Origin of the sequence: Actinophytocola sp. (assembly GCF_035712165.1) — a bacterium.
Taxonomy (GTDB): Bacteria; Actinomycetota; Actinomycetes; order Mycobacteriales; family Pseudonocardiaceae; genus DASYTH01.
Genome location: NZ_DASTBH010000258.1, coordinates 1 through 10,694, shown reverse-complemented (window position 1 = coordinate 10,694; position 10,694 = coordinate 1). Strand labels below are relative to the sequence as shown.

General features: G+C 70.7%; 10 protein-coding genes and 1 pseudogene. 3 read left to right on the top strand and 8 right to left on the bottom strand.

From position 1 onward, the window contains the following. The 6 genes from serA to VFO68_RS14600 all read right to left on the bottom strand — a co-directional run. A partial coding sequence (serA, locus tag VFO68_RS14625; protein ID WP_325158814.1) for a phosphoglycerate dehydrogenase occupies window positions 1-1,154 on the bottom strand: 1,154 nt, incomplete at its 3' end. 193 nt (window positions 1,155-1,347) lie between these two features. Beyond that, window positions 1,348-2,169: a class I SAM-dependent methyltransferase gene (locus tag VFO68_RS14620; protein WP_325158813.1), complete on the bottom strand. Its 822-nt coding sequence runs from the start codon at window positions 2,167-2,169 to the stop codon at window positions 1,348-1,350. Between the two features lie 64 nt (window positions 2,170-2,233). Then, a complete protein-coding gene (locus VFO68_RS14615) occupies window positions 2,234-2,527 on the bottom strand; it encodes a DUF397 domain-containing protein (RefSeq protein ID WP_325158812.1) in 294 nt (97 codons plus the stop codon). A 9-nt stretch (window positions 2,528-2,536) separates the two neighbouring features. After that, window positions 2,537-3,550, bottom strand: coding sequence for a ketol-acid reductoisomerase (ilvC, locus tag VFO68_RS14610; protein WP_325158811.1), 1,014 nt, complete (start codon window positions 3,548-3,550; stop codon window positions 2,537-2,539). A gap of 42 nt (window positions 3,551-3,592) precedes the next feature. Further along, entirely contained in the window at window positions 3,593-4,099 is a 507-nt protein-coding gene (gene ilvN / locus VFO68_RS14605) for an acetolactate synthase small subunit (RefSeq protein ID WP_325158810.1), read from the bottom strand. Between the two features lie 4 nt (window positions 4,100-4,103). Then, on the bottom strand, window positions 4,104-5,951 hold the full coding sequence (locus VFO68_RS14600) for an acetolactate synthase large subunit (protein WP_325158809.1): 1,848 nt from the start codon (window positions 5,949-5,951) through the stop codon (window positions 4,104-4,106). A gap of 247 nt (window positions 5,952-6,198) precedes the next feature. Between VFO68_RS14600 and VFO68_RS14595 the strand changes: the two genes are divergently transcribed. Together VFO68_RS14595 and ilvD are read left to right on the top strand one after the other, a co-directional pair. Beyond that, window positions 6,199-6,615: a PH domain-containing protein gene (locus VFO68_RS14595; RefSeq protein ID WP_325158808.1), complete on the top strand. Its 417-nt coding sequence runs from the start codon at window positions 6,199-6,201 to the stop codon at window positions 6,613-6,615. 31 nt (window positions 6,616-6,646) lie between these two features. Then, a complete protein-coding gene (ilvD, locus tag VFO68_RS14590) occupies window positions 6,647-8,488 on the top strand; it encodes a dihydroxy-acid dehydratase (protein ID WP_325158807.1) in 1,842 nt (613 codons plus the stop codon). A 22-nt stretch (window positions 8,489-8,510) separates the two neighbouring features. On the opposite strand, the gene VFO68_RS14585 is transcribed toward ilvD, so the two are convergent. Beyond that, window positions 8,511-9,197 carry a DoxX family protein gene (locus tag VFO68_RS14585; RefSeq protein WP_325158806.1) on the bottom strand — a complete coding sequence of 229 codons (687 nt, stop codon included), beginning with the start codon at window positions 9,195-9,197 and terminating at the stop codon, window positions 8,511-8,513. A gap of 15 nt (window positions 9,198-9,212) precedes the next feature. After that, window positions 9,213-10,127 carry a 2-hydroxyacid dehydrogenase gene (locus tag VFO68_RS14580; RefSeq protein ID WP_325158805.1) on the bottom strand — a complete coding sequence of 305 codons (915 nt, stop codon included), beginning with the start codon at window positions 10,125-10,127 and terminating at the stop codon, window positions 9,213-9,215. A gap of 44 nt (window positions 10,128-10,171) precedes the next feature. On the opposite strand from VFO68_RS14580, the pseudogene VFO68_RS14575 reads away from it, so the two are divergent. Next, window positions 10,172-10,694: pseudogene (locus VFO68_RS14575) on the top strand (glucose dehydrogenase); the annotation flags it as partial.

Here is a 10,694-nt window from a genome sequence, read left to right as displayed (position 1 = left end):
ACCTGATCCTCGACGATCCCCGAGAACACGCCGCGCATCGCGGCCAGCGGCAGCACCGAAAGGTCCTCAGTGGACAGTTCACCGCGCACGTCGACGGCGATCGAGTCGGGAGCCTTGTTGGACAGCGCCGCGAGCACCTTGCCCAGCTTCTGGGTCAGCGGCAGGTACGGCCGCACCTCCTCGCCGACCACACCGCCGCCGGACACGTTCACCGCGTCCGGCACGAACTCGCCGCGCAGGGCCAGCAGCACCGAGCGGGCCACGTCGGTGCCGGCCCGGTCCTGCGCCTCGGCGGTCGACGCGCCCAGGTGCGGGGTGACGACGACGTTGGGCAGCTCGAACAGCGGGCTGGCGGTGGTCGGCTCGGTGACGAAGACGTCGATTCCGGCCCCGCCGACGTGACCGCTGCGAACCGCGTCGGCCAGCGCCGCCTCGTCGATCAGACCGCCCCGCGCCGCGTTGACGATCAGCACTCCCGGCTTGGTCCTGGCCAGCGCGTCCGCGCCGATCAGGCCCTTGGTCTCGGGGGTCTTGGGCAGGTGGATGGAGATGACGTCGGCCCTGGCCAGCAGCTCGTCCAGGCTGACCAGGTCGATGCCCAGCTGCGCGGCCCGGGCCGCCGAGACGTACGGGTCGTAGGCGATCAGCTCGGTGCCGAACGCGGCCATGCGCTGGGCGAACAGCTGGCCGATCTTGCCCAGCCCGACCACACCGACGGTCTTGCCGCTCAGCTCGACGCCGCCGAACGAGCTGCGCTTCCACTCCCCGCCGCGCAGGCTCGCGTCCGCGGCCGGCACCCGGCGGGCCACGGCCAGCAGGAGCGCGACCGCGTGCTCGGCGGCCGAGACGATGTTGGAGGTGGGCGCGTTGACCACCAGCACGCCCCGCTCGGTGGCCGGGGGCACGTCGACGTTGTCCAGCCCGACGCCCGCCCTGGCCACGACCTTCAGCCTGGTCGTCGCGGCCAGCACCTCCGCGTCCACCTGGGTGGCGGACCGGACCAGCAGCGCGTCGGCGTCGGCGACCGCCGCCAGTAACGCGGGCCGGTCGGTGCCGTCCACATGGCGCACCTCGACCTCGTCACCGAAGACGTCGAGGACGGAGGGGGCCAGCTTCTCGGCGATGAGAACGACAGGGCGGCTCGGCAGGCTCACGGCGGGGCTCCAGCAGTCTCGGGTTGTTGTCGACCGGGATTACGGCGGTGTAACCGGACGCGGCAGCCAGCAGTGTAGAAGGCGGACCGGCCAGGCCGGGCCGATGGTGAGGCAGACGATACGGATCACCGATCGGGACGCAAGCGCGCCTGTACCGGCCAGCGCCCAACCGGCCCGTCGTCCGACGCGGCCGTCAGGACCCGGCCGGCCCACCGTCCGGGCCGAGGCTGGTGACCCGCACCACGACCTGCTCGTCGTTGGAGGTGTAGGACTCCCACGTGAACTCGATGCCGGTGCGCTCGACGAACTCCATCCACGCCTTGTGCTCGTGGTCCTGCCAGCCGGGATAGTTGAAGTACTCGTCGAACACGATGACGGTGCCCGGCTGCAGCCGAGGCCCGACGTGGTCGAGCACCGTCTTCGTCGAGGAGTACAGGTCGCAGTCGATGTGCACCATGGCCACCGGGCCGGGGTGCGTCTCGAGGAACGGCGGCAGGCTGTCCTCGAACCAGCCGTCGATCAGTTCGGCGCCCTCGACATCGGGCATCTCGGGCGCGGTGAACGACCCGGCGCCGATGTTGGGCCGCCACGCCTCCGGCAGGCCCTGCCAGGAGTCGAAGCCGTACACCTGCTTGCCGTCCCGCGCCTCGGCGATGACGCGCAGGGTCTTGCCGCTGTACACGCCGAACTCCAGGACCATGCCGTCCTTCTCGACCAGGGTCAGCGCGTACCGCAGCGTCTCCAGCGGCTCCGGGAACGTCGGCGAGGTCGGCATGTGCTCCCAGGCGAACCGCGCGCTGGCCAGCGCGGCGTCGCGCTCGCCGACGGCGTGGATGTCCCGGCGGGCCCGGAACTCCACCTCTCCGATCAGCCGGCCGAGCCGCTCCACCTCTGCCCGGGTGGCATCGATGGCCCGGTCGACCTCTTCCCGGATCGCGGTGCGGACCTGGCGTACATACAGGTCAGCGACGACGTTAACGGCTTGGCGGGCGCGGCCGCGGGCCGCGCGCCTCATGCGATTCAGCACCTCTACGCTCCAACGCTGGCACACCTGGCGGCAAGAAATGTGTCTTTATACCTCACCACGGTTCGTCGAACTCACCGGCCTTGGCACCTTCGACGAAGGCGTCCCACTCCGACTCGGTGAACACCAGGACGGTGTCGTCGGGACCGGTGTACTTCGAGTTGCGCATGGCGATGTAGGTCTTGCCGTCGGTGTGCGGCACGAAGGCGATCTCGACGTACTCGCCGTCCGGGTCGGCGTCCGGCTCGGCCGCCCGCTGCCACTCCGCGTTCGTCAGATCAAGGTGGCCCCGGACATGCGCCTTGTCGTCGTGGATCGGCGCGCTGGTTCGCGACTGCTCGTCGCTCATCGTGTCCTCTCATGCGGTCTCGGTGATCGGGCGATCGACCCAAGACATTAGCCCACGCAGTTTCCGGCCCACCTCTTCGATGGGGTGCTGCTCGCCCGCCTGCTGCAGCTTGGCGAAGTTGCGCCGGCCGGCGTCGTCCTCGGCCACCCACTCCTTGGCGAACGAGCCGTCCCGGATCTCGCCGAGGATCTTGCGCATCTCGTCCTTGACCGAGTCGGTGATCACCCGCGGCCCGCGGGTCACGTCGCCGTACTCGGCGGTGTCGGAGACCGAGTACCGCATGCGCGCGATCCCGCCCTCGTACATCAGGTCCACGATCAGCTTGAGCTCGTGCAGGCACTCGAAGTAGGCCACCTCGGGCGCGTAGCCGGCCTCCACCAGCGTCTCGAACCCGGCCTGGACCAGCGCCGTGGTGCCGCCGCAGAGCACCACCTGCTCGCCGAACAGGTCGGTCTCGGTCTCCTCGGTGAACGTCGTCTTGATCACGCCGGCCCGGGTGCCGCCGATGCCCTTGGCGTAGGACAGGGCGAGCGCCGTGGCGTTGCCCGAGGGGTCCTGCTCCACCGCGATCAGGCAGGGCACGCCCTTGCCGTCCACGAACTGCCGGCGTACCAGGTGCCCTGGACCCTTCGGGGCGACCATCGCGACGTCCACATTGGACGGCGGGGTGATCAGGCCGTAGCGGATGTTGAACCCGTGGCCGAAGAACAGCGCGTCGCCCGCCTTGAGGTTGGGGGCGACGTCCTCGGAGTAGATGGTGCGCTGCTTGGTGTCCGGCGCCAGGATCATGATCACGTCGGCCTCGGCGGCGGCCTGCGCCGGGGTGAGCACCCGCAGCCCTTCCTCTTCGGCCTTGGCGCGGGACTTCGAGGCCTCCGGAAGTCCGATTCGGACGTCCACACCGGAGTCGCGCAGGCTCAGCGCGTGCGCGTGACCCTGGCTGCCATAGCCGATCACGGCGACCTTGCGGCCCTGGATGACGCTCAGGTCCGCGTCATCGTCGTAGAAGATCTCGACTGCCATGCTCTCGTGTACTTCCTCTCAAGGGGACGAAAACTAGTGGGGTCAGCGCACGCCGGTCGCGGTGATGGATCGGGGACCGCGGCCGATGGCGACCATGCCGGACTGGACCATCTCGCGCACACCGTACGGCTCGAGCATGCGCAGCAGCGCCTCGAGCTTGTCGGCGGTGCCGGTGGCCTCGATGGTCAGCGCCTCCGGCGAGACGTCGACCACCTTGGCCCGGAAGAGCTGCACGGTCTCCAGGACCTGGCTGCGCACGGTCGCGTCGGCGCGAACCTTGACCAGCAACAGCTCCCGCTGCACCGAGATGCCCGGTTCCAGCTCGACGATCTTGATCACGTTGACCAGCTTGTTGAGCTGCTTGGTGACCTGCTCCAGCGGCTGGTCGGCGACCGCGACCACGATCGTCATCCGGGAGATGTCGACGTGCTCGGTGGGACCGACCGCCAGCGACTCGATGTTGAAGCCGCGCCGGGAGAACAGCCCGGCCACCCGGGCCAGGACACCGGGCTTGTTCTCGACCAGAACGCTCAGGGTGTGCGTACTCATGGGCTCAGTCCTCGTCGAACAGCGGGCGGATGCCGCGGGCGGCCATGATGTGGTCGTTTCCGGTGCCCGCGGCGACCATCGGCCACACCTGGGCGTCCTTGCCGACCACGAAGTCGACCACCACCGGCCGGTCGTTGATCTCCATGGCACGGTGGATGACCGCGTCCACGTCGTCCCGCGACTCGCAGCGCAGCCCGGCGCAGCCCAGCGCCTCGGCGAGCAGGGTGAAGTCCGGGATCCGGTGCTTGTGCGTGCCGAGGTCGGTCTGCGAGTACCGCTCGGAGTAGAAGAGGTTCTGCCACTGCCGAACCATGCCCAGGTTGCCGTTGTTGATCACGGCGACCTTGATCGGCGCGCCCTCGATGGCGCAGGTGGCCAGCTCCTGGTTGGTCATCTGGAAACAGCCGTCGCCGTCGATCGCCCAGACCACCTTGTCCGGCTGGCCGAACTTGGCGCCCATCGCGGCCGGCACCGCGTAGCCCATCGTGCCGAGGCCGCCGGAGTTGATCCAGGTGCCCGGCCGCTCGTAGGAGATGAACTGTGCGGCCCACATCTGGTGCTGCCCGACCCCCGCGGTGTAGATCGCGTCCGGTCCGGCGATCTTGCCGATCCGCTCGATCACGTACTGCGGGGACAGCGTGCCGTCGGTCGGCCACTCGTAGCCCAGCGGGTAGGTCTTGCGCCAGCCGTCCAGGAGCTCCCACCAGCCGCCGAGGTCGGTGGTCCTGCCGTCGGCCTGCTCGGAGCGCACCGCGGCGATCAGCTCGACCAGGATCTCCCGGCAGTCCCCCACGATCGGCACGTCGGCCTTGCGGTTCTTGGAGATCTCGGCCGGGTCGATGTCGGCGTGCACCACCTGCGCGTCCGGCGCGAACGTGGCCAACTGGCCGGTCACCCGGTCGTCGAACCGGGCGCCGAGGGCGATCAGCAGGTCGGCGCGCTGCATCGCGGCCACCGCGGCCACCGTGCCGTGCATGCCCGGCATCCCGAGGTTGAGCTGATGCGAGTCGGGGAACGCGCCGCGCGCCATCAGCGTGGTGACCACCGGGATCCCGGTCAGCTCGGCCAGCGCCAGCAGTTCGGCGGTGGCCTTGGCCTTGATCACGCCGCCGCCGACGTAGAGCACCGGGCGGTGCGCCGCGGCGATCAGCTTCGCGGCCTCGCGCACCTGCTTGCCGTGCGGCCGGGTGGTCGGCTTGTAGCCGGGCAGCCGCAGCTCGGGCGGCCACGAGAAGGAGGTGACCTCCTGCAGCACGTCCTTGGGAATGTCCACCAGTACCGGGCCGGGTCGGCCGGTGCTGGCCAGATGGAAGGCCTCCGCGATCACCCTCGGGATCTCCGCGGGGTCGGTGACGAGGTAGTTGTGCTTGGTGATGGGCAGCGTGATGCCGCAGATGTCCGCCTCCTGGAAGGCGTCGGTGCCGATCAGCGCGCGGGACTGCTGGCCGGTGATGGCGACCACCGGCACCGAGTCCATGCACGCGTCGGCCAGCGGCGTGACCAGGTTGGTCGCCCCCGGACCCGAGGTCGCCATGCACACCCCGACCTTGCCGGTGGCGTGCGCGTAGCCGCTGGCCGCGTGCCCGGCGCCCTGCTCGTGCCGGACCAGCACGTGCCGCAGCCGGGTCGAGTCCAGCAGCGGGTCGTAGGCGGGCAGGATCGTCCCGCCCGGAATGCCGAAGACCACCTCGACGCCGATCGCCTCGAGCGACCGGACCAGCGACTGCGCCCCTGTCACACGAACGGGTGTCCCGGCCGGCGGGGCTGGTTTGGGCCGGGCACTGGGTGTAGCGGGCGCTTTCGGCCCCGGCGTTGCGGCGACCGGGGCGGGTCGCGATGTCGCGCTGGTCATCTTCTGCCTCGTGGGTCGGAGTTTCGTGGCGGTCTTTTTCGCTCGGGCAAAGAAAAACCCTCGTCGACCTGGGTAGGTCGTACGAGGGTCGCGCGTTCGACGCAGCCGGACTTCTCAGCGTCGAACGCGCTGGAGAAGTACGAGACCGGTCTGCATGGGCACGCCGTTGAAGTTAGTGCGTTCACAGTTACCCGTCAACTATTCTGGGACGGCCATCCCGGATGGTGGAATGTGCGACGATTGCCCCGTGGCAGAACCGCAGGTACCGAGCCGGCTGGTCTTCCGGGTGCCGGGGACCGCCGTGCTGGCCGCGCTGTTGCTGGCCGTCGGCGCGACGCCGTTCGCCTTCGGCGCCCCGGGCCTGTACATCATCTACGTCATTCCGGTCGCCCTGATCGTATGGGTGCTGCGGGTTCGCACCACGGCGAGCCCGGACGGTCTCACGGTGCGGCACGTGTTCACCAGCCGTGCGCTGCCGTGGTCCACACTCAAAGGCCTGCGCCTGACCCGCAGGTCCGGAGTGCGCGCGGTGCTCCGCGACGACACCGAGGTCGCGCTGCCCAACGTGCGAACCCGCCATCTGTCCGCCCTCGCCCTGATCAGCGGAGGCCGGCTGGACGATCCGCTCGCGGCGAGCCCGCACGGATCCGGCGACGTACCCTGAGAACTCCCGAGCTGTCCCCATAGGAGGAGCCATGCCAGCGCTCCGGTCCCGAACCACCACCCACGGCCGCAATGCCGCGGGGGCGCGCGCGTTGTGGCGAGCCACCGGCATGACCGAGTCCGACTTCGGCAAACCCATCGTGGCGATCGCCAACTCCTACACCCAGTTCGTGCCGGGCCACGTGCACCTGCGCGACCTCGGCGACGTCGTGGCCGAGGCGGTGCGCGCGGCCGGCGGGGTGCCCCGGGAGTTCCACACCATCGCCGTGGACGACGGAATCGCCATGGGGCACGGCGGAATGCTCTACTCGCTGCCCTCCCGGGAGATCATCGCCGACTCGGTGGAGTACATGGTCAACGCACACACCGCCGACGCTCTGGTGTGCATCTCGAACTGCGACAAGATCACCCCGGGCATGCTCAACGCCACCATGCGGCTCAACATCCCGACCGTGTTCGTCTCCGGCGGACCGATGGAGGCGGGCAAAGCCGTGGTGGTGGACGGGGTGGCGCACGCCCCGACCGACCTGATCACCGCGATCGCGGCGTCGGCCAGCCCGTCCGTCGACGACATCGGGCTGACCGAGGTGGAACGCTCGGCCTGCCCCACCTGCGGGTCGTGCTCGGGCATGTTCACCGCGAACTCAATGAACTGCCTGACCGAGGCGCTCGGGCTTGCCTTGCCCGGCAACGGATCCACCCTGGCCACGCATGCCGCGCGCCGGGATCTGTTCACCCGCGCCGGAACCACGGTGGTCGAATTGGCCCGGCGGTGGTACGCCGAGGACGACGCGGCGGCGCTGCCGCGTTCGATCGCCACCAAAGCCGCGTTCGAGAACGCGATGGCGCTGGACATGGCGATGGGCGGGTCCACGAACACCGTGCTGCACATCCTCGCCGCCGCGCGGGAGGGCGAGGTCGACTTCACCCTCGCCGACATCGACGCGACCAGCCGGCGAGTGCCGTGCCTGTGCAAGGTGTCGCCGAACTCCGACTACCACATGGAAGACGTGCACCGGGCCGGCGGCATCCCGGCCATCCTCGGCGAGCTGGACCGGGCCGGGAAACTGGACCGGTCGGTGCACAGCGTGCACAGCCCGAACCTGTCCGCCTGGCTGTCCGAATGGGACATTCGCTCCGGGTCGACGTCCGAGGCGGCGCTGGAGCTCTTCCACGCCGCGCCCGGCGGGGTGCGGACCACCAAGGCGTTCTCCACCACGAACCGCTGGTCCACAGTGGACACCGACGCGACCGGTGGCTGCATCCGGGACGCCGAGCACGCCTACACCGCCGAGGGCGGGCTCGCGGTGCTGCGCGGCAACCTGGCCGAGAACGGCGCGGTGATCAAGGCGGCCGGGATCGACGAGGAGCTGTTCCGGTTCCAGGGCCCGGCGCGGGTGGTGGAGAGCCAGGAGCAGGCCGTGTCGGTCATCCTGGGCAAGCAGATCCAGCCCGGCGAGGTGCTCGTGGTCCGTTACGAGGGACCGGCCGGCGGCCCCGGCATGCAGGAGATGTTGCACCCCACCGCGTTCCTCAAGGGCGCCGGCCTTGGCAAGAAGTGCGCCCTGGTCACCGACGGCCGCTTCTCCGGCGGCACCTCGGGCCTGTCCATCGGCCACGTCGCCCCCGAGGCCGCCGGCGGCGGCACCATCGCCCTGGTCCAGGACGGCGACCAGATCCTCATCGACGTGCACGAGCGCAGGCTCGAACTGCTGGTCGACCCGGCGGTCCTGGCCGAACGCCGGGCCAAGATGGAGGCGAGCGAGCGCCCCTGGCAACCGGTCGACCGGGTCCGCCCCGTCTCCGCCGCCCTGCGCGCCTACGCCGCCCTCACCACCGACGCCTCGACCGGCGCCGTCCGCCAGGTCCCCTGACCTGCGTGGGAAAGCCTTCCGATCAGCGCAGGAAGATGAGCGTGACGGTGGCGGCCCCGGCGGCGAGGATGAGGAACAGGAAGCCGTAGGCCGGCGCGTGCCGGTACCAGGGAGTGGGACGGTCCAGGGAGATGCGGCCCGGGCCGGCGAAGAGGATGGCGAACACGGCGGCGCCGTAGACGGCTTCCAACTCGATGTTGCCGGCGAACACGCCGCTGTCGAAGCGGACCCAGGCCATGGTGGTCAGCACGAACAGCACCGCGGCGGCGCCGAACGGCGTGAACAGGCCCAGCACCAGGAACGTCCCGCCGACCAGTTCGGCCAGCCCGGTCGCCCAGGCCAGCATGGTGGTGTTGGTGAACCCGGCCGCCGCGAGCGCGTCGGCGGTGCCGCCGATCCCCGCGCCCTGGAACCAGCCGAACAGCACCTGCAGACCGTGGCCGGCCAGCAGCGCGCCGACCACCAGGCGCAGCACCAGCAGGCCCAGGTCGGCGCCGGCGTGCCAGCGGGCAGCCGGCCGCTGGCCCAGTTCCTCGGTCGTCGCGTCGTAGGGCTGCGGCGTGGTCAGCACGGTGGTCGTGTCGCCGCTGGTGTAGCCGCTCTCGTCGAACAGCCCCGACGAACCGCTCCGGTAACCGGACCCGGGCGCGTAGACCCCGCTGTCTGAGAAGTCGCCCGCGTGCCGGGGGCGATCGTCGTCGGTAGTCACGCAGGGCAGGTTAGCTCAATATTCACCGGTGACCAGGTTTTCCGGTTCCTTGCCGGCGACGAACCGGGCGATCTCGGCGGCGGCGACGGTGTAGGCGCGCTTGTGGAAGCCGGTCACACTGCCGGCGACGTGCGACGTCAGCAGCAGGCCCGGCGCCGTCCACAGTGGATGACCGGCCGGCAGCGGCTCCGGGTCGGTGACGTCCAGCGCCGCGCGCAGCCGGCCGGAGCGCAGCTCGGCGAGCAGGGCGTCGGTATCCACCACCACCCCGCGGGCGGCGTTGACCAGCACGGCCCGGTCGGGCATCCGGGCCAGGAAGGCGGCGTCCACCAGCCCGGTGGTGGCCGGCGTCACCGGCACCATCAGCACCACCGCGTCGTGCTCGGGCAGTAGCTCCGGCAGCTCGTCGCGGCCTCGCACGCCGTCCCGGGCCCGGGTGCCGACCAGCGTGGTGTGCGCGTCGAAGGTGTCCAGCCGGCGCTTGAGCTCCCGGCCGAGGTCACCGGCGCCGAGCACCAGCACCCGCTTGTCCTGCAGCGTTTCGGTCATGTGCTGGTGCCAGCGCTGCTCCGCCCGGTTGGCCTCGAACTCGCGCAGCTCACGGTAGATGGACAGCAGCACGCCGATCACCCACTCCGCCGTGCTGCCGCCGTGCGCACCCCGGCAGACCGACAGCATCACCCCATCCGGCACCCGGCCGGTCCACAGCTCCGCTCCCGCCGACAGCAGCTGGATCAGCCGCAGGTTGGGCAGCTGCGGCAGGAGCCGCACGGTGTTCTTCTGCGCCAGGAAGCCCGGCACCAGCACCTCGGCCCGGGCGGCCGCCTGCGGCAGGGGTTCGGCGAGGTCGTAGCGCACCAGGTCGACGCCGTCCAGGCCGGCGAGGGCGGTCATCCCGAAGTCGTCCGGTATGAGGACGGTGATCGCCATGAGGCTCACACTATCCGCACGTCGGGCTGCCTAGCCTGGCAGTCATGTCGGGGCGACGGATCCTGCTGGCCGGCTGCCTCATCGGCAGCCTGGTCCTGTCCGGCTGCACGACATTCACCCCACAGCCGCCGCCGGAGAGCTGGCGGCCGCCGGAGTCGATGGTGCCGCAGGCCGCGCCGCAGCCGCAGGTGCCCGGCGAGGGCGGCGTGGGCGGCGAGGGCGGTCCTGCGCCACAGCAGGCGCCCACCTCGGTCCCTCCACCGGACGGCTGCACCGACTACCACCCCGCGGTCATCGGCACCTGCCTGAGCCCGGTGTCCGCGGTCGCCGCGCTGCCCGGCGACGGCTCGGACCCGATCGCCCTGGTCGCCGAGCGCAGCACCGGGCGCATCGTGCGGGTCCGGAAGAACTTCCCGGTGGCCGTGGTGGCCACCCTGGCCGTCGACGCCGGCACGGACGGCGGGCTGACCGGGCTCGCCCTGTCGCCGAACTACCTCGAGGACCGGCTGGTGTTCGCCTACATCACCACGGCGACGGACAACCGGCTGATCCGCATCGCCCCGAACG

What these genes read in the sequence shown, in the direction of transcription:
- VFO68_RS14620 (WP_325158813.1), bottom strand. Translation starts at nt 2,169, where the DNA reads ATGAGGCGCGCGGCCCGCGGCCGCGCCCGCCAAGCCGTTAACGTCGTC.
- VFO68_RS14615 (WP_325158812.1), bottom strand. Translation starts at nt 2,527, where the DNA reads ATGAGCGACGAGCAGTCGCGAACCAGCGCGCCGATCCACGACGACAAG.
- ilvC (WP_325158811.1), bottom strand. Translation starts at nt 3,550, where the DNA reads ATGGCAGTCGAGATCTTCTACGACGATGACGCGGACCTGAGCGTCATC.
- ilvN (WP_325158810.1), bottom strand. Translation starts at nt 4,099, where the DNA reads ATGAGTACGCACACCCTGAGCGTTCTGGTCGAGAACAAGCCCGGTGTC.
- VFO68_RS14600 (WP_325158809.1), bottom strand. Translation starts at nt 5,951, where the DNA reads ATGACCAGCGCGACATCGCGACCCGCCCCGGTCGCCGCAACGCCGGGG.
- ilvD (WP_325158807.1), top strand. Translation starts at nt 6,647, where the DNA reads ATGCCAGCGCTCCGGTCCCGAACCACCACCCACGGCCGCAATGCCGCG.
- VFO68_RS14580 (WP_325158805.1), bottom strand. Translation starts at nt 10,127, where the DNA reads ATGGCGATCACCGTCCTCATACCGGACGACTTCGGGATGACCGCCCTC.